The organism is Ornithinimicrobium pulveris (assembly GCF_050261105.1).
Lineage (GTDB): Bacteria > Actinomycetota > Actinomycetes > Actinomycetales > Dermatophilaceae > Ornithinicoccus.
This window is the reverse complement of sequence record NZ_CP189837.1, coordinates 2758864-2785416: the sequence shown is the minus strand read 5'-3', so window position 1 is coordinate 2785416 and position 26553 is coordinate 2758864. Positions and strand designations below refer to the sequence as shown.

The following is a 26553-nucleotide window of genomic DNA, read 5'->3' as shown; positions in this document are numbered from 1 at the left end:
GCTCAGGCCAGGGTGTTCTGGGTTTGAGGCTCGCTCTGGCTCTCGCGCCAGGCGTTGTAGCTGCCCTTGAGTTCCACGACGTGGTGGCCGGCTCGTCGCAGGGCGCTGGCGGCGACGGTGTTGCGCATGCCGGACTGGCAATAGGTCACGATCGATCCGGAGCCTGGGAGCTGGTCTTGGTGCCAGAGGACGCGGGCGGCGCTGAGTTGCTGCGCCCCCGGGATGTGACCGGCGGCGTATTCCCCACGGTGGCGCACGTCCAGCAGCAGGGCGGCGTCGAAGTCCGCCAGGTCTGATGGCTCGATGACCGGCGGCACGAAGCGGGGCAGTCCCTCGATCGTGGTGACGTACCCGGCCGTCTGGTCTATCCCCACCCGCAGTAGCCGGTCTGCGATCGACTGGGCGGCGCCCTGGCCATCGGCCAAAAGCACCAGGGGCCGCGCATCGGTCTCGGGGTCGTAGGCCCATGCCGCGTGAGTGACAGTCTTGGGGCCATCGGGGATGTTCAGCGAGCCGGCGACGGTGCCCTGGTGAGCCTGTGCGGGAAGGCGGGTGTCGACGAAGGTGATCTCGTCGTGCTGCAGACGCTCGGCGACCTCATCGATGGTCAACTCGGCCACCGGGGAGCGCTGCCCGAGCACCACGGGACCTTGCTTGTTCTGCTTTTTCATCCGCGCGAAGTAAGCGTGCGCGTCGGGTTGGCCGTCGAGCAGTTCCTCAATGAATGCTTGCTCGTCGTCGGCTGCCAAGTGCCGACTCCACCAGGCATGGGCACGCTCGTAGCCGACGGTGGTCGACGGTAGCGCGCCCAGCGCCTTGCCGCACGCACTGCCCGAACCGTGGCCGGGATGGACCTGGACGTGGTCTGGCAGGTTCAGGAACACCTTGCGCAGGCTGGTGAACAGTTGACGCGCACCCTCGAACCGGGTGTCGACTCCGCCTGCTGCCTCATCGAGCAGATCGGGTCGGCCTAGATCGCCGGCGAACACGAAGTCACCGGAGACCAGGTAGCCCGGTTCGTTCGCGAAGGCGCCGTCGGTGACCAGGAAGACCAAGTGCTCCGGGGTATGCCCGGGGGTGTGCCGCGCCTGGATGGTGATGTTGCCGATCGTGATCGTGTCGGTGTCGTAGAGGCGTTGGGCCTCGAAGCCGTACTGCCATTCTGTTCCGCCCTCCCCGGAGACATAGACCTCCGCGCCCGTGGCCGCGGCCAGCTCTCGGGTGCCGGAGAGGTAGTCGGCGTGGATGTGGGTCTCGGTCACTGCGACGATCCGCATGCCGTGCTTGGCCGCGAGCGCCTGGTACTCCGAGATGTCGCGGCGAGCATCGATCACCACCGCCTCACTCTTGGCCTGGCAGCCAATGAAGTAGCCGGCCTGCGCCAGGTCCTCGTCATAGATGCGTTCAAGCAGCACAGTCTTTTTCCTTCCTCTACACACGATCAGAAATACCCCTAGGGGTATTTATAGAGTTGCATACCCCAGGGGGTATTGCAAGTTTCGGCTATCTGCGGCCCCGCCGGAGTGAAGGCGCGGATCGCCCCGCGCCGACCCCGGCGCTGCGGAGAGTCGAGCCAGCCAGCAGTGCCAGGGCAAGAAGCGTTCCGGCGACGATGGAGCCTTTGATGGACGGGGCGAGCGCCACTGCGGCGGTGATGCCATCGCGCAGCTCGACCTCGGCGATCATGAGTCCTGGTTCGTCGACAGGCAGCGAGTCGAGGGTGGTGCCATCTGGGGCAAACACCTGGCTCGTGCCGGTTGTGGAGAGGTTGATGACGCTGCGTCCGGTCTCGATTGCGCGCATCCGGGCGAAGGCGAGTTGTTGCAGGTTCTCGTCGGTGCTGCGGAAGTCGGCGTTGTTGGTCTGGAACATGTAGACCTGGGCGCCGTCGTGGGCGCCCTCCCAGATCACCTCATCGAAGGCGACGTCGAAGCAGATCGCCAGGCCTACGGAGGCATCTGCGACCGGGATGACGGGGCTGTCGATCCCTGCGGTGTACTCGCGTTCCAGCAGTTCGATGAGGCTGGGCGCGATCGTGGAGTAGAAGGACCGGTGAGGCACGTACTCCCCGAAGGGGACCGGGTTGCGTTTGGAGTGCGAGGCAGTAGGGCCGTCCTGGGTCCAGAGGAAGGAGGTATTGTAGACGGCGTCGCGCTGGGCGGATGCGGCGTTCATGAGGATCGGGGCGTCGTAGCGACTGGCCGCCTCGCTCAGTGTCTGCGCGGTCTGCGGGTCGACGTTCGGGTCGCTGTCGACGCCACCTTCTGGCCACAGCACCAGATCGACCTGGTTGCTCTCCAATGGGGCGGAGGCGACGAGCTGGGAGGCGAGTACCGCGCCCGGTGCATGCTGGTCGGCGTAGGCCGCTGGACCGTTGCCTTGGACTGCGCCGACGCGGATCGACCCCGCGGGTGTGGTGGTGAACTGCGGTGTGATCACCAGCAAGATCATCAAGACCGCACCGGGCGCAAACGCCGCCCACCGAGACGGACTACGCCAGGCGTAACGGGTGGCTTCGACGGTGGTGGCACACAGCGCCACCATGAGGAACCCGAGTCCCGTGACACCCACCCACGAGGCGACCGGCGCGATCAGACTTTCGGACTGGCTCATGCCGAGCCGACCCCAGGGAAAGCCGCCATAGGGCCAGGACCCAAGCATGAGCTCTCGTGACATCCACACACCGGCCACCAGCGCCGGGAGCAGCACCAGCCTGGTCACAAGGGAGCCGCGCCATCGGGGCAACCAGCGGTAGGCAAGCGTGATGAGCGGCGACAGAGCCGCCATCATCACCGTCTGCGCGCTGGCGAGCGCGATCCACGGCACCCACGACCATGGGTGGTCGCCGAGGAAGGCGGCCGCCCACGACACATGCGGGTAGAAGAACGCGGCACCGAATGCCGCGCCTACTGCGAACGAGCCGAGCAGGCTACGGCCGACGTGGGCCACCAGACCAAGCGCGACGGCCACGAATGCGAGCGGCCACCACCCCAATGAAGGAAAGGATGCGTCTAAGACGAGCCCGCCGACCACTGCTAGGGGGATCGCCGCCCACGACGGGACCAGCGCCCTACAGGTGTCGGCTCGCAGAACTGATGCCGGGCGAACCGCCCGCCGCCGGCCAGCCGCTAGTTGGTTCGGTTGCACGGCAAGGCCAGATACCGCAGGGTGGTCACTCACGAGCCATCCCGACGACTTCGACCCTGTACCGCGCCGCCGGCTCGACGGTCGTCGGCACGTCGATCACGATGCCAGGCCGGGGTCCTTGATGTCATGGCGTCGTGTCATCGTCGAAGTCGGGTGCTTCTGGGATGGTCGCGATCAGATGGTCTCGCCCGTGCAGCAGCAGGCCCGCACCATCGATGGTGAGGTGCGAGGGGACCAGGATCGGCCCTTCACCCGCAGGGTCATACGCCTCGGCCACGGCTCCTGTGACGACGTTGTGGACTCTGACGGTGCCCTCTTCGCGCAGGTACACGAACACGCCACCTACTGCCTCGATCCTCGCGCCGGGTGCCACGGCGAGTTGCCACAACAGCTCATTCGCCGAGTCGTAGGCGTGCAAACCTTCTTGATCGAGGACAACGAGAGTGCCGGTGGTGAGGTCGAGGCCAGCATCCTGAGCCGTGTCACTGATGACGGTGCCTTCGTCGATGTCCAACAACGCGCCTGTGTCGTTCGATGTCGTCAACAGGACCATGCCGTCCTCCGGGGCGAGAGCCAGCGGCGCGCTACTTGGGAACGAATCCCAGCCATGCTCACTCAGCGGTATACGCCACAGCACCTCGTCCTTGTTCGCGTCCCGCGCAAATAGGGCTTCAGAGTCGGAGAGCAGAACAATGCCGTGATACTCACCGATGACACGCTCATTGGGATCGTCGGACTCCGTAGCGGCGACCTCCCCGGTCGAGGGGCTGAGGGCGACGCGCGGGCCACCCTCCCCCATGTATTCCGGAGGTGGCGCGGCGAAGACCAGACCGGGACCGTGGTGAGGGCCGGGAACCTCCACCGGGCCCCACACATGCTCCCCGCTGTTCAGGTCATAGGCGGTGGCGGTGGTCCCCGCCAAGGCATCACTGGTGGTCTCGGTATCGGTCAGCACTGCCAGTGCTCGACCTTGGTCATCGGTGGTCACGGCGAACCCGGTGCAGCTGGCGGGTCGTTGCGCCGCCCACAGAATCTCGCCATGCACGTTCACCGCAGTGAACTCCAGCAACCCCTCACGCTCTCCCGCGGCGAGGTACACACCATCGGCGTACTGCGGTTTGGTGGCCCAGTCAGGGTCTAGAACCTCTAGCCCCTCCAGCGAGGTCGGCAACCGCATCTGGGAGACATCGACCTGCGGTAGCGGGTCCTCGAGCGCGTAAGGGTTACGTTCTGGTTCGGGCTCCCCGAAGCCGCAGGCGCTGAGCATCATGACAGTCGTGGTGAGCAGGGCCACGATGGACGCGGGTCGAGATCGTGGGCTCATTGCTGCTGTTCACCCGGTGTAGGGGTGGCCTGTTCGGCTGCTGCCGCCGCACGATCAGCGGCTCTGCGGCGTTGCCGCCCAGCCCATAGCAGCAGGATGAGCGCCGCCAGGGCGAGCACGGCCAGGATGTCCAGCAGGGGGTTGGCCAGCACAGCGGTGCGTTCTTGGAGCCAGGCCTGGGCATCGAGAGGGAGCAGCTCGGGGGCGCCAACAAGCCCATTGGTACTCCAGAAGACCACTCCCACGCTCGTGATCAACAGGCCGGTGATCACCGAGGTGGTATGAAGCTGACGGCCGAGAACGGTGAAAGCACGACCGCGCAGCAGGCGCCGTCCACGGGTCCCGAGTTGCCGCCACAGTGCCGCGATCAGCAGCAGTGGCATCACCATCCCAGCTCCATAGAGAGCCAACAACAGTGCCGCGCCGAGGGTGTCGCCGCGCGCTGCGGCCAACGTCAGCACGGCACCGAGGATCGGGCCGGCACAGAAGCCCGCGATGCCGCTGGCTGAGCCCAACAGCACGGTCTTGACGAGCCCGGTCTTGGAGGCGGCGCGCGCGTGCAGGTCTGGGCCGGGCAGCAGGCGGGCAGGGTCGAAGCCGAAGCCGAGCGCCTGAGCGGCGCCTAGCAGGATCAGGACGATCGAGGCGATGAGCACGATCGCTTGTCGATGCGTCACGAACAGCGACCCGAGCGCGCCCGCTCCGACACCCAGTGGCACCAGCACCACGAGCAATCCTAGATAGAACACACCGCCATGCAGGAGCAGCCGCGGCCCGGTGCCCACGGTCGAGGCGAAGAATGCCGGCATCAACAGCGCGGCGCAGGGTGTCAGCAACGCCAAGGTGCCACCGAGGAAGGCAGCGAGGAGTCCGATGTCCATGCTCGGCTTACCCCGCTGCGCTCAGTGCGTCGTCGAAGGCGTCCACGAACACTTGGGAGGGCTGGGCACCGACGATCGGCTGGCCGCCGAGGATGAATGCCGGGGTGGAGTGGGCACCGAGATCGAGGCCGAGTTGTTGGTTGTCGGCGATCTGCTGCGCGGTCTGCTCCGAGGCGAGGTCGACGGCGAACTGATCGATGTCCAAGCCCATCTCGTCGGCAAGGGCGATCAGCGCGTCCTCACTCAGGTCACCCTCGGAGCGGGTGTCGCCGCCGGCGAACAGCTCGTCGTGGTACTCCCAGAACGCACCCTGCTCAGCGGCCGCGTAAGAGGCGCGCGCAGCGCGTTCTGAGGCGGGTCCGAAGACATTGACGTCACGCCACTCGATCCGCAGGTCGCCAGCCTCAACGTGCTCCATCATCAGCGGCATCGTCTCCTCGCTCCATTTTGCGCAGAACGGGCACTGGTAGTCGGAGAAGACCACCAGCACCACTGGAGCGTCGACCGGGCCGATAGCGAGCAGGTCGCTTTCATCACGCCGCTCGGCTTCGGAGAAGTCTGGCTGTGCCGGCCCATCCACCTCCGTCGGCGCCCCTTCACCCGAGGGATCCAGCTCACCGTTGGCGCCGGTGTCGCCGTCCCGGTTCATCGCGAGGATCAGCGCGACCAGGATCGCTGCCACGGCGACGACAGCCACCGGTAGCAGCCACGCTGGTCTCGACGAACGGGGGGATTCAGCAGGCATTAGGCACTCCTCGGGTCGCGGACGGGCCGCACTCGTTGCGAACGTTCTTGCTCTACTATCTCAGATAGTCGACTATGAATCATAGTAGACCCGTGGCAGAATGGCCCTCATGGCCTCTCCTGCACGAACCTCACGGTCCAAGACGGTCCAGAGCCTCGCGTTGGCCGCACAGGCACTACGCACCTGGACGGCCAGGCAGGTGATGGTGGCGGTACTCGCCGCGGTGGTGGTCGGACTCGTTATTGGGATCGCCACGGTGCTGATTCCCAACCCGGTGTTCGGGCGCGACATCCCACCGGTGTGGTGGAACTACCCGGTGTGGCTGCTCACCTCTGCCCTGTCCGGCATGTTGGTGGCCACCTACGTCCGAGCTGGCGGCCCGGAGGCCGCGGACCGCGCTGATGGCGTGGAGGGGTCCGGGCCGGAGGATGAGGTGCTCGCGCGACGGACGAGCCGGATGGGCATGGCTGGGGGAATTCTGGCGTGGTTCGCGGTCGGATGCCCGGTCTGCAACAAGCTCGCACTGCTGGCGTTGGGCTACTCGGGGGCGATCACCTGGTTCACCCCGGTCCAGCCCTTCCTCGCCCTGGGAGCCATGATCCTGACCGCGGTGGCGTTGGCGTGGCGACTACGGGGCCAGGTCGCGTGCCCGGTCAAGCCTGACGCGATGGTAGGTCAGAGGTGACGGACTCCCAGGGGCAAGCACCAGACCTGCTGCGGCTGGGCGCCTTGGAGGCTCAGGTCATGGATGTGCTCTGGGATCACGGGCCCGTCACGATCCGCGAGGTCATCGACCATCTACCATCTGACCCGGCCTACACCACGATCGCGACCGTGCTGACCAACCTCGACCGTAAGCATCTGGTCACCATCACTCGCGAGAACCGGTCAACGTCGTATTCGGCCCGGATGAGCCGGCACGAGCACGCCGCGACACTGATGGAGCAGGTGCTGGCCTCCAGTCGCGACCGGGCCGCGTCCATCCTGCAGTTCGTGGACTCGATGCCCGAAAGTGACCTCGCTCTGCTGCGCGACTACCTGACACAACGTGGAGAGCGGGGTGGACCATGAGTCCGGCCCTGCTGACCCTTGGTCTTGGACTGGGCCTGATCGCCTTCGCAGTATCCGGTCCGTGGCTGCTGCGTCACGCTGCGCCGGCCCTCATGCGGGTACCACGCCTGGCGATCACAGTCATCAGTGGCGGCCTTGTGGTGTGGCTGGGGACCCTGCTGTCGATCGGACCAGTGCTGGCCTGGTTCGGGTCCGGCCCGGCACTGTTGCCAGAAAGGGCAGCGGCGGTATGTCAGCGATGCCTGGCTGCTGCCAATCCCTTCGATGTGGGCGAGGTTGAGACGGCGATCCCCGCGATACTGCTGCTTGCCATCCCAACTCTCCTGATCCTTGCCCTCCTGGTCGGCGTGACCGCGCAACTCATGCGAAGGGCGCGACGGGCGCGCAACGCGGCACGGCTCGTCCTACGTGACGCACATCGACGTCAACTCCACGGATTCGCCGTGTCTGTCGTCGATGCCCGGGAAACATTCGCGCTCACTTTCCCTCACCGTCACGGCGGCATCATCGTCTCGACCGGTGCCCTGGACGCTCTGGATCACCATGAACTCCTGGCGGTGCTGGCCCACGAGTACGCACACCTGCGTCAACGGCATCACCTCATCTCCGCGATCATTGCGAGCCTCGCGGCGTTCCTGCGGTGGGTGCCGGTCGTGAGAGCCGCAGCAGATGCGCTCCCGCACTACCTGGAAATCGCCGCAGACAACGAGGCCCGCCGCCACGCCGGCACTCCCGCGCTGGTCAGCGCCCTGATCAAGCTCGGAGAACGTGCCGCCCCCGCAGTAGCAGAACACGCGTGCGCCCAAGCACTGCACGCTGCTGGCCCCGAACGAATCCGCCAGCTCGTACGACCCACAGGTGGCCTCGCCGGAGCAGCGCCCACGGTCATGATCACCGCCTACCTGGTAGTGCTGGGAGTGGCGAGCGCCGCTGTGCACCTGCCCTACGCGTCCGCGGCCCTCACTGGCTGCTGAGGTCTGCACCGAGCTGAAAGGACGGAGACAGTGGCCATGGCCCACCAAACCAGCAAAGAGGTCATCCTGCACGCATCTGACGAAGCTGGTGATGTCCAGCGCGCAATCGAGGCCGCCAGCACCCTCCGAGCAACCGATCACGAGCTTGAGGCGCGGATCATCGTCAACGGTCCGGCGCTCTCTGGCCTGACAGGACACGACGGCCTGGAGATTCCCGAGGGTGTGCAGGTCGAGGCGTGCAGCATCGGAATGGGACGCAGGGGCATCGCCGAACAGGAACTGCGGCCCTCGGTGCAGACCACACCCTCGGCGGTCGTCACGATCGTCCAGGCGCAGTCCGCAGGGGCAGCCTACGTACGTATCTGAGTCGCGCTCCTAGTCAGACTCAGCGCTGCCTCTGCAACAGGAGCACCCCGTCGAGGAGTTCCGCCTCTTCGCCTGACGGCCCGGTGGCGATGCGAGACCGAGTCTCCGCCACGGTCACCCGCCACTCGCGCTCCGGCAGACTCATCTCGGCAAAGTCCTGGTCTGGTCCGATGAAGCGATGGCCAGGATGCTGGTCGACATCGAACCACGGCGGCGGAGCCGCGTGCGAGACAACCAGCAGGTGACCGCCCGTGCGGACATAGGCAGCGATTCGTCGGAGAATCAACGAGCGGGGTAGTTCGACCGGAGAATGCAGGAAACTAGCGACGACCAAGTCGTAGGAGCCCCCATCTGGTTCCCAGTCCGCCAAGTTCACCCGCAGGAACCGCGTGACCTCGTCGAGGCTCCTGCTTTGAGCCTCAGCCCGGGCGCGCTCTACCGCTGTGGCGGATACATCCACGCCGGTGACATTCCACCCGTGAGCAGCGAGCCAGATCGCATCGGCACCTTCACCACATCCCAGGTCCAGCGCACGTCCTGCAGACAGCCCAGTCGTCTCGGCCACCACAGCAGAGTTCGGCTCGCCGGACCATATGCGATCGCCCTGACGGTACCGCGACTCCCAGAACTGCTCGGCAGAACACATAGGCTGTTCTCGGTGCATAGAGTGCCTCATCTTCCGACCTCCCTGGTCTTTGCTCGACACACTGTCTGATCGCATCTCCAGGTCTATGACGCTCAGGCCAAAGTGAGAAAGAGCTTCTCCAGCTCTTCGGTCGTGATGTTCTCGTCGCGATTTGATCCGTCGGGATCGGCGATGCAGTCCTTCATCGCCGTCGAGATGATGGCGAACCCGGCACGATCCAGCGCTGAGGAAACGGCGGCGAGCTGGGTCACAACTTCTCGGCATGACCGGCCTGTCTCAGCGGCAGCGATCACGGCGTCGAGTTGGCCGCGAGCTCTACGCAGCCGGTTGAGGATGCGACGTTGGGCTTCGATATCGCTGGTGGCCATGAGGGCTCCTGTTCTCTGCCGATGACCTCTGCTAGGCGAGCCTGAGTCATCGGTAGGGGTTTGACGTTCGTTACCTACTATACCCCTAGGGGTATCGAAATTTCCTCGTGCTCCTCGTGCAGGGGGACGCGGCCACTCAACCCGCCGAGGCCCTCCCGCCCGAGCCTGGACCGCCACATCGACAGAACGACTATGCAGCATAGTCGACTATCGGCGATAGTAGATGTATGCAGGTTCCACGTGCGTCCTCGCCCGGCCTCGCGGCCGCGCTCGTCGAGTTGCGACCTACGGACCAACGAGTGACGAGGGCGCCCAACATGTCGCTGACCTACGAAGATGACCAAGAGCAAGCCTCGCGAGCACTCCCGTGCGATTACCGGCCGATCGTCGCGCGGAAGAGCACCCTCCTTCGCACTACCCCGCCGGTAGCTTACGACTGCGTGAAGTTCATCTTCGTCCGGCATGGTTCGACGATCCTGCTCAGCGAGTTCGGAGAACGGCCGGCGACGGTGGGAGATGTCATCACCTTGGGTGCGAACACGTTGTGCGGTAACGAGCCCGAGGGGTCGGTGACCGTCACGACGTTGTCCCTGGATCGGGACTACGTGATCGACCAGATTTTCTGGCAGCACGTGGCGTTCCTGTCGGATCGTTTTGAGGCTCAGGACTACGCCGCTGAGCTATACACCGAGCCTGCACAGATATTGCCCCTTGGGGAAGCTCGGCTCGCACGGGTCTCGCCCTGGATAGACGAGTTGACGTCCCTGAGTGCGGATGGCCATTCGCCAGAGGATTTCTACCGCGTGCAGGCGCTGCTGTTCGCTGTGCTGGACATCGTGGCTCCGCTAATCCGTACCACGCCGACTCGTCGCACCCAGACCCAAAGACGCGCGGCGCGGCCCGGCCTGCCGCGTCATCGCTGCTTCGAACCCGTGCGAGCTGAGGCGCGAGAAGCCGCTCAATTGCTCCGCGAAGCACCCTCTCTACGCTGGACTTTGAAAGGTCTCGTAAGAGTCCCCTGGAGTGGTGGGGTTTGGGGAGCGGGTGTGGCCCTGTGACGTAGAGGGGTCATCGGCGAGATGCTCGGTGTGTACCGCCAAGCACTCACCAGAGGAGATCTCACCGATGACCCTTCCCCAGTCTGCCGTGTCCGACCTGCTGGACGCACTTCGCGCCGGTGACGGCGTGGACCTTGTGCGCGAGTCCGTGCGCATGGTCCTGCAGGAGCTCATCGAGGCCGAGGCCACCGAGGCCATCGGCGCCGCCCGCTACGAACGCACGCCCGGGCGGGTGACGGAGCGCAACGGCACCCGCCCGAAGCTGTTGACGACCAAGGGCGGGGACGTCACGGTCGCGCTGCCCAAGCTGCGCACCGGCAGCTTCTTCCCCTCCATCCTGGAGCCGCGCCGCCGGATCGACCAGGCGCTGTACGCGGTGGTGATGGAGGCCTACGTCCACGGCGTCTCGACCCGCTCGGTCGATGACCTGGTGGTCGCCCTGGGCGGCACCGGGATCTCCAAGAGCGAGGTGTCGCGCATCTGCGCCCGGCTGGACGAGGCGGTCGGGGCGTTCCGCACCCGCCGCCTGGACCACGCCCGCTTCCCCTACGTCTACCTCGATGCGACCTACCTGCACGTGCGCACCGAGGCCGCCATGGTCGTGTCCAAGGCCGTGGTGATCGCCACCGGCGTCACCGAGCACGGCCGCCGCGAGATCCTCGGCCTGGACGTCGGCGACAGCGAGGACGAGGTCTTCTGGCGCGCCTTCCTGACCGGGCTGAAGAAGCGCGGCCTCACGGGCGTGCAGCTGGTGATCTCCGACCAGCACGCCGGCCTCGTCGCCGCGCTGAGGCGGGTGTTCCAGGGCTCGGGCCACCAACGCTGCCGGGTCCACAACATCGGCAACGTCCTGGCGCACGTGCCCAAGGCCGAGACCGAGATGGTCGCCGCAGTGTTCCGCACCATCTTCGCCCAACCCGACCTGGCCTCAATGTCCCGGCAGTGGGACAAGGTCCGTGACGACCTCGCCGCCCGGTACCCCAAGACCGGCCCGCTGATGGACGCCGCGAAGTCCGAGGTCCTCGCGTTCGCGGCCTTCCCCAGGGAGCACTGGCGCAAGATCTGGTCCACCAACCCCCTCGAGCGGCTGAACAAGGAGATCAAGCGCCGCTCCCGCGTCGTGGGCATCTTCCCCAACGAGGCCGCCGTCATCCGCCTCATCGGCGCCGTCCTGACCGACACCCACGACGAGTGGCAGGTCGACGACCGCCGCTACCTCTCCGAAGCCTCCATGGCCAAGCTCTACCCCACCAGCCATACTGGAACCGTCGCCCTCCAAGAAGGCGACCGGTAGGCAACGAGCATCACCTCAAAGCCCACCACTCAGCGGGACTCTGTCAAGGTCTCGCGCAAGCAGTACATCTCTCGCCGTCACAACTGAGCAGGGTTTTCGTGGAAGTGAATCGCCCCGGGTTTCGTGGAGGCTCGGTTAGTTCGCTCCGGCCCCGGCGGGGACGGGGTTGTCAGGGTAGTGCTGGGGCGTGGTGGTTGCCCAGTGGTGGTCCTCGTACTCGGCGGGTGGGACGTGGCTGAGTTCGCCGTGCAGTCGTCGGTGGTTGAACCAGTCGACGTACTCGGCGACGGCCAGCTCGACGTCGCTGACGTTGGCCCAGCCGCCTCTGGGGCGCATGGCGGGGTTGCGGATGCACTCGGCCTTGAACAGGGGAGTTGAAGGCCTCGGCCATCGCGTTGTCGTAGCTGTCGCCCTTGGACCCGACCGAGGCGACGGCCTCGGCCTCGGCGAGGCGCTCGGTGTAGCGGATGGCTCGATATTTGAACTCCGCGGTCGCTGTGGTGCCTCAGCCCGGCGACGTCGTGACCAGCCCGCCGCCGGGCCCACAGGCCCATGTCCAGGGCGTCCAGCGCCAGGTCGGTGCGCAGTGACGTCGACACCTGCCAGCCCACCACCATGCGGCTGAACACGTCGATCACGAACGCCGCGTAGGTCCATCCCGCGTGCGTGCGCACGTAGGTCAGGTCGGCCACCCACAGCTGGTTCGGCGCGGACGCGACGAACTCACGGTTGACCAGGTCCGCCGGGCGCTCGGTCTCGGCGCCCTGCCCGAAGGTGGTCCGGGCGGTCTTCTCCCGTGGGATGCCACGCAGTCCGGCCGCCTGCATGAGCCGCTCCACGGTGCAGCGCGCCACCGCGCTGCCCTTCCTCCTCATTTCTGCGTGGACCTTGCGGGCCCCGTAGACGCCGAGGTTGGCCTTGTGCACGGCCTTGATCTCCTCGGTCAGCTCTGCGTCGCGCACGGCACGGGCCGAGGGTGGGCGGTTCCGGGCGGCGTAGTAGGTGCTCGGGGCGATCTGCACGCCGGCGTCCTTCAAGACGGCGCAGATCGGCTCGACCCCGAACCGGTCGCGGTGGGCGTCGATGTACTCGACCAGCACCGCGGTGGGCACCTCTACCTGAGCTTGCGGTCGAGCTCCGCGGCCGCGAAAAAAGGCTTGATATGTAGGTGATCTCCGCGTGGCTTCCAAGTCTTGCCAGGGTGCGGGCGGACGATGGCCTCAGCCTTATCGGGAGGGAGGCCGGGATGGCTCCGGGAGCCTCGTTCATGCCGTGCTTGATCGATGCCCGAGGCCCGGCTCCCTCGCTGGGCGAACCGCTGGTGGATGAGTACCTGCGGTTTACCGCGGCGCGGGTCAGACCGAACACGCTGACCGCGCAGGCGTACGACCTGAAGGTCTTCTTCACCGTGGTGCCCAAGCCTCCGGTCCAGGTCACCACCAGCGACGTGCTCGCCTTCATCGAGGCGCAACGGACACCGCGGCGGGGCGCCAACGTGGTACGGCTGGCTGATGGCGAGGTCGGGTCGGGTTGGCGGCCTCGACGATCAGGCGGCGCCTGGCGACGGTGACCTCGCTGTTCGACTACCTGCTCGCCCGCGGCATCGTCGATCGGCAGGTCGTCCCACGCAGCATGACGCCCCGGTCACGGTCGTTGCGCGGCTCACCCCTGGTCCGGGCGCCCAGGCGGCTGCCACGGATCCTCGAGCCGGTCGAGGCGGTCGCCCTGTTCGCGGCGCTGAGGACCGAGCGGGACCGGGCGATGGTCACGCTCATGCTGCATGCCGGGCTGCGGCGCTGCGAGGTGCTGGGCCTGCGGTTCGTCGACGTCCAGCCCGGCGACGGCCGCGTGTTCGTCGCCGAAGGCAAGGGCGGCCACCAACGCATCGTGCCGGTCGTGCCGGCCTTCTTCACCCACCTGGCCGCCTACCTGGCCCAGGAACGACCCACCGGGACCGACGCCGAGTCGGTGTTCGTCGTGCTCAAGGGCCCCACCCGCGGGCGCCGGCTGACGGCGGCGGCGGGGTTGGACGAGGTGCTCGCCGGGGCCCGGCGTCGGGCGGGACTGTCCCACGCCTCCTGCCACGAGCTGCGGCACACCTGTTTCACCCGGCTGCGGGAAGCCGGGATGTCGCTGGAGGCGATCCAGGCCCAGGCCGGCCACGCGAACCTGGACACCACCCGGATCTACCTGCACCTGTCCAACGACTGGCTCGCTACGGAGTACCAGCAGGCCATGGCCGTCCTGGACCGACTCTACGAGGAAGGACCGACACCGTGAGCACAATCACCCGTGCGACCACGCCGGGCGTCGAGCAGCTCGACGCTTTCGTCGCCGACTACATCTTGGCGGGCGCGACCGAGGCTGCGCGCAAGTGCCGACGCCTCGGCGTGATCGGCTTCCGACGAGCCTTCGGCGACCTGGACGGATGGAACCACGCCCCCGGCGCGGCGCGGCGTCAGGTGCGCACCGAGGTGGCCTCGTTCGCCGCGCACGCCGCGGTCGCGACCGGCCTGCAGGTCGACCCGGCGTTCGTGGTCACCAGCTGCTGCCGGTGGGGCAGCTACGTGCGGCAGGCCTATCCGGCGCAGCATGCGCTCTTCATGAGCCAGGCTGCCGACCTCGGCTTCTGCACCAAGGAGATCGGGCGGATGTGGACCCACCTGTCGCGCATCGCCGTCATCGCCGGGACCTCTCCGGCGGCGCTGACACCCGAGCAGTACACCGCCGCCCGGACCACCTTCTTCGAACACACGGTCGCCCGGCACGGCGGGAACGTGCCGCACAGGTCGTTATCCACGCCGCTGTTCGGCCTGGACGCCGTGATGTTCCACCGCGGCCAGGCACCCGCACCGGACAAGCGTCGCCGCTGGCTGCACACCCGAGCAGCGCAGATCGACTGGAAGCACATCAGCGCCGGCACCCCCGTCCTGGCATCCACGATGCGCCGCTACCTGGACCAGTGCGCGCTGTCGCTGCGCCCGTCCTCGGTGGCGCTGTTCGACACCACGCTGCGCCAGTTCGCCGGGTACCTGCTCACCCACCACCCCGGCGTCACCGCCGCCGCGCACGTCGACCGCGAGCACATCGAGGGCTACAAGACCTGGCTGGCCCAGCGGCCCGGGTACCGCGGCAAGCCGGGGCTGTCCAAGCCCACCCTGGGCATGCGGATGGGCCACCTACGCTCCTTCTTCACCCGCATCATCGAGTGGGACTACGACGACGCCCCCGCCCGCGTCCCGGTCTACGCCACCGACCGACCCCGCCTGGACCGGCCCCTGCCCAAGTTCCTCGACGACGCCCAGGCCGCCGCGTTCATGAACGCCGCCCGCGACCTGCCCGACCCCCTGGACCGCCTCATCGTCCAGGTCCTGGCCCGCACCGGGATGCGCCGCGGCGAGCTCCTCGGCCTGACCATCGACGCCGTCGTGCAGATCGGCACCGGCTACTGGCTGCGCACCCCGGTCGGCAAGCTCCACACAGACCGGTACATCCCGCTCCATCCGCACGTCAAAGACCTCATCGACGACTGGCTGGCACACCGCGCCTCCTGGCAGTCCTCCGACCTGCTCCTGCTCGACCGCGGCCGACCGATCCCCGCCACCCGCGTCGACAAAGCCGTCCACAAGACCGCCGCCGCGGCCGGCCTCGGACACGTCCACCCCCACCAGCTGCGGCACACGCTGGCCACCCAGGCCATCAACCGAGGCATGTCCCTGGAAGCCATCGCCGCCCTCCTCGGCCACCACGACCTGTCGATGACGATGGTCTACGCCCGCATCGGCGACCGCACCGTGGCCGACCAGTACTTCAAGGTCACCCAGAAGATCGAGTCCCTCTACGCCGCCACCCAACCCGCGAGCACGCCGGTGACCCTCCCGGCCGAGGCCGCCGGCCCAGCGATGCGCGCCGTCCACGCGGAAGCCAGCAAACGCCTGCTCGGCAACGGCTACTGCGCACGACCGATCGAGCTCGACTGCCGCTACGAGACGATTTGCGAGTCCTGCACGATGTTCTTCACCACGATTGAGCACCGACCCACCATCCAGGCGCAACGCGACGACGCCACCGCCAAGGGCCAGACCCGACGCGCCGAGGTCTACGACGCCCTCCTCCAGCGCCTCGAGGACACCCCCGCTTGACACCGATCACCCGCATAAGCCGCGGACGTCTTCAGGATCTCGTTCGCCCGGCGCAGCTCACGGACCTCACGCTCGAGTTCGGCCAGGCGCTGCGCGTCATCGGTCGTGGTGCCCGGCCGGGCGCCCTCGTCGATCTCGGCCTGCCGGACCCAGTTCCGCAACGCCTCGGGGTGCACGCCCAGCTGGTCGGCCACCCGCTTGATCGCCCCACGAGCCGACTGCGGGTCAGCCCTGGCGTCCAACGCCATCCTCGTCGCCCGCTGCTGAAGCTCGACGCTGTACTTCCTCGGTGCTGGCATGGTGCTCATCATCCTTCCCAGGATTGAGAGCCTCCATCAGACCCGGGGCGATTCAACATCGACGAAGACGACCAGCTACGCGTCGAGAACAACCGGCCCTTCGAGATGCTCCTCGATCCCGAGGTCAACGCCAACGCCCTCAACTGGACACAGAACGGCGACAAGGCCCGAACCCCAGCCAACGATTCTGTTGGCAAGGGTTCGAGCCTTGTGCGCGGGGTGGGCCCCGTGGGATTCGAACCCACAACCTACGGATTAAAAGTCCGCAGCTCTAACCGTTGAGCTAGAGGCCCCGACCCTGGCTCAGCACCGGGTCGACCCTCTAGGTTACCGGTGCCTCAACCCAACTTTTTCCACCACTTCGGCGGCTTCTCCCCAATGCCCAGCGTCTGCACCTTGACCTCGTTGAAGGCGCCGTTGTGGGTGACCTTGAGCCGCCACATGTTGGGGTCCTGCTCGCGCGGCGGGTCCGCCTTCTCCTCGCTGAACAGCGACGTCCCGCCGGTCCACTCGACCTGGACCCCGGGCGGGATGATGATCTTGCACGAGCTGAACCCGGCATACACCCGCACCTCCACGACCGGGGAGGTGATGATCGCCTCGCGCAGGTCGATCGCCACCTCGGAGAAGCCCTGGCTGAGCTGGATCACCGGCGGCACCTCCCACCGACCACCGCGCTTGACCGAGCTGAAGAAGCCGTTCAGGTGCAGGGGCGGCAGGGCGGGCGCATTGGTCCCGTATGCCGCAGGCTGGCTCGACCCGTAGCTCGCCGGGGGAGCGGGGTCGGCCCGCCAACTCGGCGAGTCCTGCGCGGCCGGGCCACCGATGATCGTCATCGGCGGGGGAGGACCAGTCTCCTCGGCAGGTCCGGGGAGCGGCGGCATACCGGACCCGGGCTCGCGCTGGTGCTCGTGCTCGTGCGGTGTCCCCGTCATGACCCCAACCTACGCCCCTGTCGGCACGGTGCTATCCGTGACGTCTGTCAGCAGGTACTTTGGTCCCACCCACTACGGCACGTAAGAGACACAACGAGGTGAACCGATGTCGGAAGGCAGTACCCGCGACGTCCCCGCGGAGCAGATGAGTGAACGTGAGTACCGCCGCCGACGCGGTGCCGAGATCGACGAACAGGCGCCCGGGGAGCGGGAGGAGGAGGTCCCGCCCCGCTCGCGGACGGTCCGGCTGACCGGCCTGCTCCTCGGCCTCGGCCTGGCTCTGCTCGTCTACTTCATCATGCCGGGCGACGTCCCGCACGCCGCCAAGCTGACCGCAGCGACCGCCGTCCTGATGGCGGTCTGGTGGATGACCGAGGCGCTGCCGATCCCCGCGACGGCCCTGGTGCCGCTCGTGGTCTTCCCGGTCTTCAACTCCGAGGTCTCGGTCAACGACGTCGGCGCCAACTACGGCAACAACATCATCTTCCTGTTCATGGGTGGCTTCATGATCGCCCTGGGCATGCAGCGCTGGAACCTGCACCGGCGGATCGCGCTGCTCACCGTGCGGGCCATAGGCACCAACCCCTCGATGGTGGTCCTGGGCTTCATGGTCGCCACCGGCTTCATCTCGATGTGGGTGTCCAACACCGCGACTGCCGTGATGATGATCCCGATCGGTGTCTCCGTGCTGATGCTGGTCGCCAAGCTGAGCACCGAGATGGACGGGCCTGAGGGCAGCGCCGGCGAGGACGCGGACGAGCTCGACATGGAGTCCGACGAGGTCAAGAGCGCCGTCATTAAGTCCAACTTCGGCACCGCCCTGATGCTCGGTATCGCCTACGCCGCCTCGATCGGCTCGCTCGGCACCATCATCGGCACCCCGCCCAACACCCTGCTGGTCGGCTACCTCGCGGAGAACCACGACATCCAGATCCGCTTCGGTGAGTGGATGCTCGTCGGACTGCCCATCGCGATCGTCTTCATGCTGATCTGCTGGGCGCTGCTGACCAAGGTGCTCTACAAGCCGGAGATCAAGGAGATCCCCGGCGGCCGTGAGCTGATGACGCAGGAGATCCGCAAGCTCGGCTCGATGTCGCAGGGTGAGATCCGGGTGCTGGCGATCTTCATCCTGGCCGCGGTCTCCTGGGTCAGCGTCCCGCTGATCTGGTCCGACGCCCCGCCGATCTCCGATGCCGGCATCGCGATCCTGGCGGCGCTGCTGCTCTTCCTCCTGCCCGCCGGTGCGCCCAAGGGGGTCCGCCTGCTCGACTGGCAGACCGCCAACCAGCTGCCGTGGGGCGTGCTCATCCTCTTCGGCGGCGGTCTGGCGCTGTCCGGTCAGTTCGGCTCCTCCGGCCTGACCGAGTGGATCGGTGAGGTCACCAGCGGTGTCGGTGGGCTCCCGGTCGTGCTCATCGTGGCGATCTTCGCCGCGGGCATCCTGTTCCTCACCGAGCTGACCTCGAACACTGCGACGGCCGCGACCTTCCTGCCGGTCGCCGGCGGCATCGCGGTCGGTATCGGCATCGACCCCATGCTGCTCGCCATCCCGGTCGCGATCGCCGCCACCTGCGCGTTCATGCTGCCGGTCGCCACCCCGCCCAACGCGATCGCCTACGGATCGGGCTACGTCACCATCCCGCAGATGGTCAAGGCCGGCCTGTGGCTCAACCTGATCGGCATCGTCCTGGTCACCCTGACCACGATGACGCTCGCCGTCTGGGTGTTCGGGATCGTCTACTAGCCGGCAAACCGGGTCCCCGGTCGCGACAAACGGGGTCCCCGGTCGGTGTATGCCGTGTGGCCGGGTCTCTCGCAGACCCGGCCACACGGCATACGGGGCAGCGTGTGCCCCAGGGAAGTCTTCCTAGCGCTTGTGCGGCAGGTGGAGGTCCACCCAGACCAGGCGGTGGTCGCTGGTCGGGAAGGGCCACGTACCGGTGAGCCGGTAGAGGGGGTCGTCGCTGGTCGGCCAGAAGACGCCGGCGTCGCGCGCGTTGAGGTTCTTGCTCGGCAGCACGTAGTCGACGCGCAGGTTGCCGGGCGGATCGGAGAAGTCCGAGGTGTCCAGCGCCGGGTCGCCCTCGTGCTCGAGGTTGATCCCGCCTTGCAGCTGCGCCTGCTCCACGCCGCCCTCGCTGCGCGGCTCGACCGAGCCATCGATCCGGTGGTGGTCCAGCAGCTGCCAGATGGCGTTGTCGTAGGAGTCACCGTCATAGGGGTCGGCGTTGTAGTCCCCGGCGATCACGAAACGCGAGCCTGGGGCGAGACCGCCGGTGCGACCCTGGTCGTCGTAGATGTAGTCGCCCTGGCGGGGGTTGCCCACATAGTCGGCCCAGAAGCGGATCTCGTCGTGGTTGCGGCGCTTGTTGCGCTCCTCGGGGCCATCGAAGGCCGGCGGCGTCGGGTGCGCGGCCAGCAGGTGGACCGTCCGGTTGCCGACCTGGATCGGCAGGTCCCAGTGCGACTTGGAGGACAGTCGCAGGATCGGCTCCGCCTCGGCGGGGTAGTAGTCCTCGGGCATCACGTGTCCGGGCATGTCCTGCCAACGGAAGTGCTGGAAGGTGCGGACCTCGGCCTCGTTGATGGGGTACCTCGAGTAGACGACCATGCCGTACTGCCCCGGGAACTCGCCGTAGCCGAAGGCGTCGTCCGGGCCGTCGGTGCGACCGTCGCCGTTGAGGTCGTAGCCCGAGGGGATGCCGGTGTTGGACTCGGCCGCATAGGCGTAGGGGTAGTCGATCGGGTCGGCGCCCTGCTGCCCGACCTCGAGGTAGTTCTCGCGGAAGAGGTTGACCGACTCCCCGCTGGGGTCGTAGTCGAACTCGTTGAGCAGGAGCACGTCCGGGCGGGTGCGCTGGATCGTCTCGGCGACATTGCGGATCTGCTGGCTGTCAGGGGTGGCGAGCTCCTCGCGGAGCTGGCCCTCCTCGGAGCGGTTCATCGCGACATTGAAGGTGGCGAACCGGACGTCGTGCTGGACGCCGACGTGGGCGGGTGGGCCCTGGTTCTTGCCCTGGCTGTTGGCGTTGGTGCTGCCGCTGTTGCCATCGCCGTTGTTGCCGTGGCCGGGGGAGGCCATGGCGGGGGTGAGGGCCAGGCTGCCAACCAGCGCGAGGGAGAGGGCGACGGACAGGGAGAAGGTGCGCTGCGTCATACCTCCAACGTACGTGGGCGGCGGCCCGGGTGCCGGGCGGAGCGCCTGAACGCTGGGTGAACCCACGGTGTGGGAGAGTGCCCTGCATGAGCGAGAGCACCGCCACGACGCGGCTGACCGAGAGCGAGCGCCGCCTGGTCGAGGTCAACGGCATCGACATCATCGACGAGGCCGAGCGCACGGCCCGGCCCCGCGACCTGTTCTGGCCGTGGTTCGCTGCGAACGTCTCGGTCTTCGGGATCTCCTGGGGTGCCTTCGTGCTGGGCTTCGGGATCTCCTTCGGGCAGGCCGTGCTGGTCAGCGTGGTCGGGGTGGTGCTGTCCTTCCTGTTCTGCGGGATCATCGCGATCGCCGGCAAGCGCGGATCGGCGCCGACGATGGTGCTCTCGCGGGCGCCGTTCGGGGTGACCGGGCAGAAGGTGCCGGGCGTCTTCTCCTGGCTGATCTCGATGGGCTGGGAGACCTTTCTGGCGATCATGGCGGTGCTCGCGACGGCGACCGTCTTCCAGCAGCTGGGCTGGGCGAGCGGGACGCCGACCAAGATCATCGCGATGGTGGTCGTGGCGGGCCTGGTGATCGGGGCGTCGGTCGCGGGCTATCACACGATCATGAAGCTGCAGTCGGTGCTGACCTGGCTGACCGGGGCGGCGACGATCGCCTACATCGCGATGACCTGGGACCAGATCGACCTCGCCGCGATCCAGGCGATCGAGCCGGGCTCGACGTCCGCGGTGATCGGTGCGCTGGTGATGCTGATGACCGGCTTCGGGCTGGGGTGGATCAACATCGCGGCGGACTGGTCGCGTTATCAGCGGCGGGACGCCTCGGGGGCCTCGATCGCCTTCTGGAACACCCTGGGTGGTGCCTTGGCGCCGACGCTGCTGGTGATCTACGGCCTGATGCTCGTGGGCTCGCGGCCCGAGCTGGAGGAGGGCATCGCGAACGACCCGATCGGGACGCTGGCCACGATCCTGCCGAACTGGTTCCTGCTGCTCTTCCTGCTCGCGGCCGTGCTGGCGCTGGTCAGCGGTGCGGTGCTGGGGATCTACTCCTCGGGGCTGACGCTGCTCTCTCTGGGGGTAAACATCCCGCGGCCGGCGGCGGCCGGGATCGACGGGACGATCATGACGCTCGGTGCGATCTGGGTGGTCTTCTTCGCGCAGAGCTTCCTCGGTCCGTTCCAGAGCTTCCTGATCACCCTGGGGGTGCCGATCGCGGTGTGGGCCGGGATCCTGATGGCCGACATCGCGATGCGCCGGCGGGACTACGACGAGCGGGCGCTGTTCGACCCGCGCGGCCGCTACGGCAACTGGAACTGGACGCCGATCGTGCTGATGATCGTCGGCTCGGTCATCGGGTGGGGCCTGGTGATCAATCTGTTCGCCGACGAGGCCGCCTGGAACAACTGGCAGGGCTACCTCCTCGGCCCGATCGGCGGCAAGGAAGGCACCTGGGCCTGGGCCAACCTCGGCGTGCTCGTCGCGCTGGGCATCGGTATCTTCGGCTGGCTGATCTTCGGCTGGCGTACCGTGCGCCGCCAGGAAGAAGGCATCGTCGAGACCCGCGAGGACCGGCCCGACGCGGTCCAGCGCTGAGGCCCCGGCGATCCAGGACTGGCTACGGTGGTGACCATGAGTCCGAAGCCTTGGCTGGTCGTCATCGACGCGCAACGGATCTTCGCCGACCCGGCCTCGGAGTGGTGCGCCCCGCGCTTCGCCGAGACGGTCGAGCCGATCCGGGAGCTGGTCACCGAGCACGCTGACCGTGTCGTGCAGACCCGCTGGGTTCCTCCGCCGGTCAAGCGGGGCTCCTGGGTGCCCTACTTCGAGACCTTCCCGTTCGCCGATCGTTCCCCGCACGACCCGATGTTCGACCTGGTGGACGAGATCGCAGACCTGAGGTTGCCGCATACGGTCTCCGAGCCCACCTTCGGCAAGTGGGGCGAGCAGCTGTGCGGCGTCACCGGACCTCAGGCGCATCTCATCCTGGCCGGCGTCGCGACCGACTGCTGCGTGCTGTCCACTGCGCTCGCGGCCGCGGATGCAGGCTGCACGGTCGAGGTGGTCGCCGCAGCGTGTGCGGGCAGCAGCGACGAGGCGCACGACCGCGCGCTCGCCGCGATGGAGCTCTACGCGCCCCAGATCTCGATCCGCTGAGTCACCCGAGCAGGAAGACCAGCACCACCGGGACCAGCACGATGAGCAAGATGAGCGCCACGAAGAGCTTGCCCGCGGGCCGACCCCAGTTGACCGTCGTCCCGACGCCATAGCCCTCCCGCTTGGGCGGGAAGACCCGCGGATCCTCCGGGTTGTTGTAGATCCCCATCGGCAGCCAGAGCGCTTCTTCGGCCTCTTCCTCCGGGGTCGGGTGGATGTGATGCAGTTCCGCGACCCGCTGTCCCCAGCGACGCCACCGCACGTAGGCCAGCCACAGTCCGGCGAAGATCGCGAGGAGCAGCACACCGACGGGCCAGATCGGCACCCCGCCCGCCGGATGCCAGGCCATCAGCGAGGTCCACCCGATCAGCGCCACCGTCGCCGCAGCCACCCAGCCCATGCCGTCCCGCGCGCCTCTCGTCGAGGCCTCGATCCGCAGCCGGGTCCAGTCCGAGGCGTCCTTGGGCACCTCCATCAGGCCCGGCAGGATCGCCGCGATGATGGGCAGCGTGAACAGCCCGGCGCCACCCACGAGCTGGGGGAAGAAGACATTGCCGAAGGTCTTCTCGCCCCACCGCGTGGCCTCGCCGTCGATGCCGAAGTGCAGCGGGATCCGGTCGGGGATCCGGTCCCAGATCGCCGCCCCGTAGACAAAGGTCGACACATAGAGCACGAGCGCGACGAGGAAGCCCACCCAGCTCAGCCACCGCCCGCGTCGCAGCACCTCCGCGGTCATGCGCCCAATCCTTGCCGGGCGCGCAGCACGGACAAGGTGGCCAACCCGTACGCCTCCTCGGCATCCCCATGGCTGAAGGTCTGCGAGCGACCATCGATCAGGGCCACCACCGCGTAGCCGACGGCGTCCATCCCCAGCCCCACGAAGTCGTGCCCGAGCACCGCCCGCAGGTGATCCTCGCGCGGCAGCCACAAGGTGTCCTCGATGTCGACGGAGTCCAGCGCCCACTCCGCGACCCCGTTGAAGCCGATCACCGCACCGCCCACGAACCGGTGCACCTCCACGGTCATGTCGGCCAGGTGGAAGACGTCGTCCGCCATCCCGGTCCGGTCCACGACGAACCGGTCGCCCGGCATCGGCGACCAGGTCAACCCGGCCTCATAGAGCTGGCGGGCGAGCTCGACGCTGATCATCGCCTCATCATCCCAGTCCCCGTATGCCGCTTCTCCCGCAGGCGAGCAGCCGGTCTGTCCGAGGTGAACGCGCTCGGCCGGGAGTTGTCCGCGAGGTGGGAACGGCATACCGGACAATGGAGGGGATGCTCCCCGACCAGACGCTGACCGATCAAACCCTCACCGACCGCCTACCCGCCGGTGCCCCCGCCGACCCGGACGCCCTTTACGAGACGTTCGCGGGGTGGGCGAGTGAACAGGGCCGCACGCTCTACCCGCACCAGGACGAGGCGCTGCTGCACCTGCTCGAGGGCAGCAATGTGGTGCTGGCGACGCCGACCGGCTCGGGCAAGTCGATGGTCGCCACCTCGGCCTGCTTCCTGGCCCTCGCCCGCGATCAGGTCGCCTTCCTGACCGCCCCGGTCAAAGCGCTGGTGAGCGAGAAGTTCTTCGATGCCTGCCGGACCTTCGGCGCCGATAACGTCGGCATGCTCACCGGCGACTCCTCGGTCAACGCCGACGCCCCGATCATCGTGTGCACCGCCGAGATCCTGGCCAATATCGCGCTGCGCGAGGGCGAGCGGGCCGACATCGGCATGGTGGTGATGGATGAGTTCCACTACTACGCCGAGCCGGATCGGGGCTGGGCCTGGCAGGTGCCGCTGCTCACGCTGCCGCAGGCGCAGTTCCTGCTGATGTCCGCGACCCTAGGCGACGTCAGCGGCATCGCCGAGGACCTGTCGGCGCGCACCGGCCGCGAGACCGCCCTGGTCACCGGGACCGAACGGCCGATCCCGCTCCACTATGCCGACGGGCTGGCGATGACGGCAGTCCCGGACACGATCACCGAGCTGCTCGAGGGGCGCCAGGCCCCCGTGTATGTCGTGCACTTCACCCAGAAGGATGCGCTCGAGCGGGCGCAGTCGCTGCTCTCGACACCGCTGCTGAGCAAGGAGGAGAAGGAAGCGGTCCGCGAGAAGATTGGAGCCTTCCGTTTCACCGCCGGCTTCGGGCGCACGCTGTCCAAGCTGGTGCGGCACGGGGTGGGGGTGCACCACGCGGGGATGTTGCCGCGCTACCGCCGCCTCGTGGAGCAGCTCGCGCAGGACGGGCTGCTCAAGGTGATCTGCGGGACGGACACGCTCGGGGTTGGGATCAACGTGCCGATCCGTACCGTGTTGTTCACCGGTTTGGCCAAGTTCGACGGCTCGCGGTCGCGGATCCTGCGCGCCCGGGAGTTCCACCAGATCGCGGGGCGTGCGGGCCGGGCGGGCTACGACACCGAGGGTTATGTCGTGGTGCAGGCTCCGGAGCACGTGATTGAGAACCACCGCGCGCTCGAGAAGGCGGGCGATGACCCCAAGAAGCTGCGCAAGGTGCAGAAGAAGAAGCCGCCGGAGGGCTTCGTCTCCTGGACCGAGGAGACCTACGCCAAGCTGATCGGCTCCGAGCCTGAGCCCTTGGGCTCGCGGATGAAGGTCGACCACTCGGTGATCATCAACACCGTCGCGCGCGCGGGTGATCCGGTCCGCAACCTGGCCCGGCTGGTCCGTGACAACCACGAGGAGCCGCGCGCCCAGAACCGGCTCGCCCGCAAGGCCATCGCGCTCGGCCGCTCCATGCTGGACAGCGGCATCCTGGTCCGCCGGGCCGAGCCTGGCGAGGGCGGGCGGACGATCGATCTCGCCCCGGGTGTGCAGGAGAACTTCGCGCTCAACCAGCCCCTCGCCCCCTTCGCGCTCGCTGCGGTAGACCTGTTCGACCAGGAGGATGCGGCATACGGGCTGGACATCGTCTCGGTCGTCGAGGCGGTGCTGGACGACCCGATGCCGGTCCTGCTGGCGCAGCGCTACCGGGCGCGTGGCGAGGCGGTCGCGCGGATGAAGGCCGACGGGGTGGAGTACGACGACCGGATGGCCCAGTTGGAGGAGGTGAGCTGGCCGCAACCGCTGGCCGAACTGCTCAGCGGGACGCTGGCGATCTACCGGCAGACGCACCCCTGGGTGAGCGAGGACGCGCTCTCGCCCAAGTCGATCGTGCGGGACATGTGGGAGCGGGCGATGAGCTTCACCGAGTTCGTCGGCTACTACCAACTCGCCCGCTCCGAAGGCGTGCTGCTGCGCTATCTGACCAGCTGCTACCGGACCCTGCGGCAGACGATCCCGGAGTCGGCGATGACCGAGGCGCTGGAGGACGTCGTGCACTGGCTGGGCGAGACGATTCGGCAGACCGACTCCTCGCTGCTGGAGGAATGGGAGGCGCTCACCGATCCCGAGCTGGTCGCGGCGGCTGCGGCGCGCGAGGCGTCGGGCGAGGTCGCCCCGCCGTCTCGTCCGATCACCAGCAACGAGCGCGCCTTCCGGGTGATGGTGCGCAATGCTGCCTGGCGACGGGTCGAGCTGATCGCCGACGACGCCTGGGAAGCCCTGGGAGAGCTGGAGACCGCGGTCGCCGCGCTGCCGGAGCCGGGAATCGAGCCGCTGCTGTCGGCCGACGCCTGGTACGACGCGATCGGCGCCTTCTACGACGACCACGAGTATGTCGTCATGGACGCGGACGCGCGCGGGCCGAAGCGGCTGGTGGTGGAGCCGCTGCCGGGTGAGCAGTCGGCGATCACCGACGGCCGTCCCGGTCGCGTATGGCGTGTGGTCCAGACCGTCTCCGACCCCGCCGGTGATCTGGACTGGGTGGTCGAGGCCGAGTGCGACCTGGATGCCTCCGACCTGGTCGGCGAGCCAGTCCTCCTCGCGACCGCCTTCCGCCGGCTCTGATCAGGCAGTCTTTTCGGCCCTTTTCGGTGGCAGATCATGGTGGGGTCAGGGCGACGTGAGCTTGCCCCACCTGGTGGGGCGGATTGAGTTT

At 67.7% G+C, this 26553-nt stretch carries 26 protein-coding genes, 1 tRNA gene, 1 pseudogene and 1 other annotated feature; of the genes and pseudogenes, 13 read left to right on the top strand and 15 right to left on the bottom strand.

The window, feature by feature from the left end:
* Positions 1 to 2 precede the first annotated feature (2 nt).
* The 5 genes from ACQBAT_RS13080 to ACQBAT_RS13060 form a co-directional block, all read right to left on the bottom strand.
* A complete protein-coding gene (locus ACQBAT_RS13080) occupies positions 3 to 1415 on the bottom strand; it encodes an MBL fold metallo-hydrolase (protein WP_420748809.1) in 1413 nt (470 codons plus the stop codon).
* Positions 1416 to 1503: 88 nt separating this feature from the next.
* Positions 1504 to 3180, bottom strand: a complete 1677-nt coding sequence (lnt, locus tag ACQBAT_RS13075; RefSeq protein ID WP_420748810.1) for an apolipoprotein N-acyltransferase — start codon at positions 3178 to 3180, stop codon at positions 1504 to 1506.
* 91 nt (positions 3181 to 3271) lie between these two features.
* Positions 3272 to 4417 (bottom strand): hypothetical protein, encoded by a 1146-nt coding sequence (locus ACQBAT_RS13070; RefSeq protein ID WP_427197700.1) that lies wholly within the window; start codon positions 4415 to 4417, stop codon positions 3272 to 3274.
* 50 nt (positions 4418 to 4467) lie between these two features.
* Complete coding sequence (locus ACQBAT_RS13065) at positions 4468 to 5352, bottom strand: cytochrome c biogenesis CcdA family protein (RefSeq protein ID WP_420748812.1); 885 nt, start codon at positions 5350 to 5352, stop codon at positions 4468 to 4470.
* Between the two features lie 7 nt (positions 5353 to 5359).
* Complete coding sequence (locus tag ACQBAT_RS13060; RefSeq protein WP_420748813.1) at positions 5360 to 6049, bottom strand: DsbA family protein; 690 nt, start codon at positions 6047 to 6049, stop codon at positions 5360 to 5362.
* A 157-nt stretch (positions 6050 to 6206) separates the two neighbouring features.
* On the opposite strand from ACQBAT_RS13060, the gene ACQBAT_RS13055 reads away from it, so the two are divergent.
* The 4 genes from ACQBAT_RS13055 to ACQBAT_RS13040 are packed head-to-tail and all read left to right on the top strand — an operon-like array spanning position 6207 to position 8508.
* The gene (locus ACQBAT_RS13055; protein ID WP_420748814.1) at positions 6207 to 6782 is read left to right on the top strand and encodes a hypothetical protein; all 576 of its coding nucleotides are present in this window, start codon (positions 6207 to 6209) and stop codon (positions 6780 to 6782) included.
* Positions 6779 to 7168, top strand: a complete 390-nt coding sequence (locus ACQBAT_RS13050) for a BlaI/MecI/CopY family transcriptional regulator (protein WP_420748815.1) — start codon at positions 6779 to 6781, stop codon at positions 7166 to 7168. The genes ACQBAT_RS13055 and ACQBAT_RS13050 overlap by 4 nt, the downstream gene beginning before the upstream one ends.
* Positions 7165 to 8142 (top strand): M56 family metallopeptidase, encoded by a 978-nt coding sequence (locus tag ACQBAT_RS13045; RefSeq protein ID WP_420748816.1) that lies wholly within the window; start codon positions 7165 to 7167, stop codon positions 8140 to 8142. The genes ACQBAT_RS13050 and ACQBAT_RS13045 overlap by 4 nt, the downstream gene beginning before the upstream one ends.
* Before the next feature lie 36 nt (positions 8143 to 8178).
* Entirely contained in the window at positions 8179 to 8508 is a 330-nt protein-coding gene (locus ACQBAT_RS13040) for a hypothetical protein (RefSeq protein WP_420748817.1), read from the top strand.
* 19 nt (positions 8509 to 8527) lie between these two features.
* Here ACQBAT_RS13040 and ACQBAT_RS13035 read toward each other — a convergent pair whose 3' ends face one another.
* Together ACQBAT_RS13035 and ACQBAT_RS13030 are read right to left on the bottom strand one after the other, a co-directional pair.
* The gene (locus ACQBAT_RS13035) at positions 8528 to 9154 is read right to left on the bottom strand and encodes a class I SAM-dependent methyltransferase (protein WP_427197699.1); all 627 of its coding nucleotides are present in this window, start codon (positions 9152 to 9154) and stop codon (positions 8528 to 8530) included.
* Between the two features lie 92 nt (positions 9155 to 9246).
* The gene (locus ACQBAT_RS13030) at positions 9247 to 9522 is read right to left on the bottom strand and encodes a metal-sensitive transcriptional regulator (protein ID WP_420748819.1); all 276 of its coding nucleotides are present in this window, start codon (positions 9520 to 9522) and stop codon (positions 9247 to 9249) included.
* Positions 9523 to 9962: 440 nt separating this feature from the next.
* On the opposite strand from ACQBAT_RS13030, the gene ACQBAT_RS13025 reads away from it, so the two are divergent.
* Both ACQBAT_RS13025 and ACQBAT_RS13020 read left to right on the top strand, forming a co-directional pair.
* Positions 9963 to 10580, top strand: a complete 618-nt coding sequence (locus ACQBAT_RS13025; RefSeq protein ID WP_420748820.1) for a hypothetical protein — start codon at positions 9963 to 9965, stop codon at positions 10578 to 10580.
* Between the two features lie 67 nt (positions 10581 to 10647).
* On the top strand, positions 10648 to 11874 hold the full coding sequence (locus ACQBAT_RS13020; RefSeq protein WP_427197698.1) for an IS256 family transposase: 1227 nt from the start codon (positions 10648 to 10650) through the stop codon (positions 11872 to 11874).
* Between the two features lie 135 nt (positions 11875 to 12009).
* Here the strand turns inward: ACQBAT_RS13020 and ACQBAT_RS13015 are convergent, their stop codons facing one another.
* Positions 12010 to 12210, bottom strand: coding sequence for an IS3 family transposase (locus tag ACQBAT_RS13015; RefSeq protein ID WP_420748834.1), 201 nt, complete (start codon positions 12208 to 12210; stop codon positions 12010 to 12012).
* Between the two features lie 188 nt (positions 12211 to 12398).
* Positions 12399 to 12974: pseudogene (locus ACQBAT_RS13010) on the bottom strand (IS3 family transposase); the annotation flags it as partial.
* Positions 12882 to 13032 (bottom strand) — a sequence feature (AL1L pseudoknot). (Overlaps the previous pseudogene by 93 nt.)
* A gap of 88 nt (positions 13033 to 13120) precedes the next feature.
* Here ACQBAT_RS13010 and ACQBAT_RS13005 point away from each other — a divergent pair.
* The 3 genes from ACQBAT_RS13005 to ACQBAT_RS12995 are packed head-to-tail and all read left to right on the top strand — an operon-like array spanning position 13121 to position 16016.
* Positions 13121 to 13444 (top strand): hypothetical protein, encoded by a 324-nt coding sequence (locus ACQBAT_RS13005; RefSeq protein WP_427197697.1) that lies wholly within the window; start codon positions 13121 to 13123, stop codon positions 13442 to 13444.
* Complete coding sequence (locus tag ACQBAT_RS13000; protein ID WP_427197696.1) at positions 13441 to 14154, top strand: tyrosine-type recombinase/integrase; 714 nt, start codon at positions 13441 to 13443, stop codon at positions 14152 to 14154. Before ACQBAT_RS13005 ends, ACQBAT_RS13000 begins: the two co-directional genes overlap by 4 nt.
* Complete coding sequence (locus ACQBAT_RS12995; RefSeq protein ID WP_420747606.1) at positions 14151 to 16016, top strand: tyrosine-type recombinase/integrase; 1866 nt, start codon at positions 14151 to 14153, stop codon at positions 16014 to 16016. Before ACQBAT_RS13000 ends, ACQBAT_RS12995 begins: the two co-directional genes overlap by 4 nt.
* Here the strand turns inward: ACQBAT_RS12995 and ACQBAT_RS12990 are convergent.
* The 3 genes from ACQBAT_RS12990 to ACQBAT_RS12980 all read right to left on the bottom strand — a co-directional run bounded on the left by ACQBAT_RS12990 (position 15974) and on the right by ACQBAT_RS12980 (position 17250).
* Positions 15974 to 16315 carry a transposase gene (locus tag ACQBAT_RS12990; protein ID WP_420747607.1) on the bottom strand — a complete coding sequence of 114 codons (342 nt, stop codon included), beginning with the start codon at positions 16313 to 16315 and terminating at the stop codon, positions 15974 to 15976. The genes ACQBAT_RS12995 and ACQBAT_RS12990 overlap by 43 nt on opposite strands.
* 220 nt (positions 16316 to 16535) lie before the next feature.
* A tRNA-Lys gene (locus tag ACQBAT_RS12985) sits at positions 16536 to 16608 on the bottom strand.
* A 45-nt stretch (positions 16609 to 16653) separates the two neighbouring features.
* Positions 16654 to 17250 (bottom strand): hypothetical protein, encoded by a 597-nt coding sequence (locus ACQBAT_RS12980; protein WP_420747608.1) that lies wholly within the window; start codon positions 17248 to 17250, stop codon positions 16654 to 16656.
* Between the two features lie 106 nt (positions 17251 to 17356).
* Between ACQBAT_RS12980 and ACQBAT_RS12975 the strand changes: the two genes are divergently transcribed.
* The gene (locus tag ACQBAT_RS12975; RefSeq protein ID WP_420747609.1) at positions 17357 to 18994 is read left to right on the top strand and encodes an SLC13 family permease; all 1638 of its coding nucleotides are present in this window, start codon (positions 17357 to 17359) and stop codon (positions 18992 to 18994) included.
* A 123-nt stretch (positions 18995 to 19117) separates the two neighbouring features.
* Here the strand turns inward: ACQBAT_RS12975 and ACQBAT_RS12970 are convergent, their stop codons facing one another.
* Positions 19118 to 20407, bottom strand: a complete 1290-nt coding sequence (locus ACQBAT_RS12970; protein ID WP_420747610.1) for an endonuclease/exonuclease/phosphatase family protein — start codon at positions 20405 to 20407, stop codon at positions 19118 to 19120.
* An 86-nt stretch (positions 20408 to 20493) separates the two neighbouring features.
* On the opposite strand from ACQBAT_RS12970, the gene ACQBAT_RS12965 reads away from it, so the two are divergent.
* The gene (locus tag ACQBAT_RS12965; RefSeq protein ID WP_420747611.1) at positions 20494 to 22002 is read left to right on the top strand and encodes a purine-cytosine permease family protein; all 1509 of its coding nucleotides are present in this window, start codon (positions 20494 to 20496) and stop codon (positions 22000 to 22002) included.
* A 36-nt stretch (positions 22003 to 22038) separates the two neighbouring features.
* Positions 22039 to 22563: a cysteine hydrolase family protein gene (locus tag ACQBAT_RS12960; protein ID WP_420747612.1), complete on the top strand. Its 525-nt coding sequence runs from the start codon at positions 22039 to 22041 to the stop codon at positions 22561 to 22563.
* A 1-nt stretch (position 22564) separates the two neighbouring features.
* On the opposite strand, the gene ACQBAT_RS12955 is transcribed toward ACQBAT_RS12960, so the two are convergent.
* Positions 22565 to 23299 (bottom strand): DUF1648 domain-containing protein, encoded by a 735-nt coding sequence (locus tag ACQBAT_RS12955; RefSeq protein ID WP_420747613.1) that lies wholly within the window; start codon positions 23297 to 23299, stop codon positions 22565 to 22567.
* Positions 23296 to 23820 (bottom strand): hypothetical protein, encoded by a 525-nt coding sequence (locus ACQBAT_RS12950; RefSeq protein ID WP_420747614.1) that lies wholly within the window; start codon positions 23818 to 23820, stop codon positions 23296 to 23298. The genes ACQBAT_RS12955 and ACQBAT_RS12950 overlap by 4 nt, the downstream gene beginning before the upstream one ends.
* Positions 23821 to 23837: 17 nt before the next feature.
* Here ACQBAT_RS12950 and ACQBAT_RS12945 point away from each other — a divergent pair, with 17 nt between their 5' ends.
* The gene (locus ACQBAT_RS12945; RefSeq protein WP_420747615.1) at positions 23838 to 26462 is read left to right on the top strand and encodes a DEAD/DEAH box helicase; all 2625 of its coding nucleotides are present in this window, start codon (positions 23838 to 23840) and stop codon (positions 26460 to 26462) included.
* The last annotated feature ends 91 nt before the right edge of the window (positions 26463 to 26553 follow it).

Bases quoted from the DNA above. Each gene is read 5' to 3' on its own strand.
- ACQBAT_RS13070 (WP_427197700.1), bottom strand. From the start codon at position 4,417: ATGATGCTCAGCGCCTGCGGCTTCGGGGAGCCCGAACCAGAACGTAAC.
- ACQBAT_RS13065 (WP_420748812.1), bottom strand. From the start codon at position 5,352: ATGGACATCGGACTCCTCGCTGCCTTCCTCGGTGGCACCTTGGCGTTG.
- ACQBAT_RS13055 (WP_420748814.1), top strand. From the start codon at position 6,207: ATGGCCTCTCCTGCACGAACCTCACGGTCCAAGACGGTCCAGAGCCTC.
- ACQBAT_RS13045 (WP_420748816.1), top strand. From the start codon at position 7,165: ATGAGTCCGGCCCTGCTGACCCTTGGTCTTGGACTGGGCCTGATCGCC.
- ACQBAT_RS13040 (WP_420748817.1), top strand. From the start codon at position 8,179: ATGGCCCACCAAACCAGCAAAGAGGTCATCCTGCACGCATCTGACGAA.
- ACQBAT_RS13035 (WP_427197699.1), bottom strand. From the start codon at position 9,154: ATGTGTTCTGCCGAGCAGTTCTGGGAGTCGCGGTACCGTCAGGGCGAT.
- ACQBAT_RS13030 (WP_420748819.1), bottom strand. From the start codon at position 9,522: ATGGCCACCAGCGATATCGAAGCCCAACGTCGCATCCTCAACCGGCTG.
- ACQBAT_RS13020 (WP_427197698.1), top strand. From the start codon at position 10,648: ATGACCCTTCCCCAGTCTGCCGTGTCCGACCTGCTGGACGCACTTCGC.
- ACQBAT_RS13015 (WP_420748834.1), bottom strand. From the start codon at position 12,210: ATGCGCCCCAGAGGCGGCTGGGCCAACGTCAGCGACGTCGAGCTGGCC.
- ACQBAT_RS13005 (WP_427197697.1), top strand. From the start codon at position 13,121: ATGGCTCCGGGAGCCTCGTTCATGCCGTGCTTGATCGATGCCCGAGGC.
- ACQBAT_RS12990 (WP_420747607.1), bottom strand. From the start codon at position 16,315: ATGCCAGCACCGAGGAAGTACAGCGTCGAGCTTCAGCAGCGGGCGACG.
- ACQBAT_RS12980 (WP_420747608.1), bottom strand. From the start codon at position 17,250: ATGACGGGGACACCGCACGAGCACGAGCACCAGCGCGAGCCCGGGTCC.
- ACQBAT_RS12975 (WP_420747609.1), top strand. From the start codon at position 17,357: ATGTCGGAAGGCAGTACCCGCGACGTCCCCGCGGAGCAGATGAGTGAA.
- ACQBAT_RS12970 (WP_420747610.1), bottom strand. From the start codon at position 20,407: ATGACGCAGCGCACCTTCTCCCTGTCCGTCGCCCTCTCCCTCGCGCTG.
- ACQBAT_RS12965 (WP_420747611.1), top strand. From the start codon at position 20,494: ATGAGCGAGAGCACCGCCACGACGCGGCTGACCGAGAGCGAGCGCCGC.
- ACQBAT_RS12960 (WP_420747612.1), top strand. From the start codon at position 22,039: ATGAGTCCGAAGCCTTGGCTGGTCGTCATCGACGCGCAACGGATCTTC.
- ACQBAT_RS12955 (WP_420747613.1), bottom strand. From the start codon at position 23,299: ATGACCGCGGAGGTGCTGCGACGCGGGCGGTGGCTGAGCTGGGTGGGC.
- ACQBAT_RS12950 (WP_420747614.1), bottom strand. From the start codon at position 23,820: ATGCCGTTCCCACCTCGCGGACAACTCCCGGCCGAGCGCGTTCACCTC.
- ACQBAT_RS12945 (WP_420747615.1), top strand. From the start codon at position 23,838: ATGCTCCCCGACCAGACGCTGACCGATCAAACCCTCACCGACCGCCTA.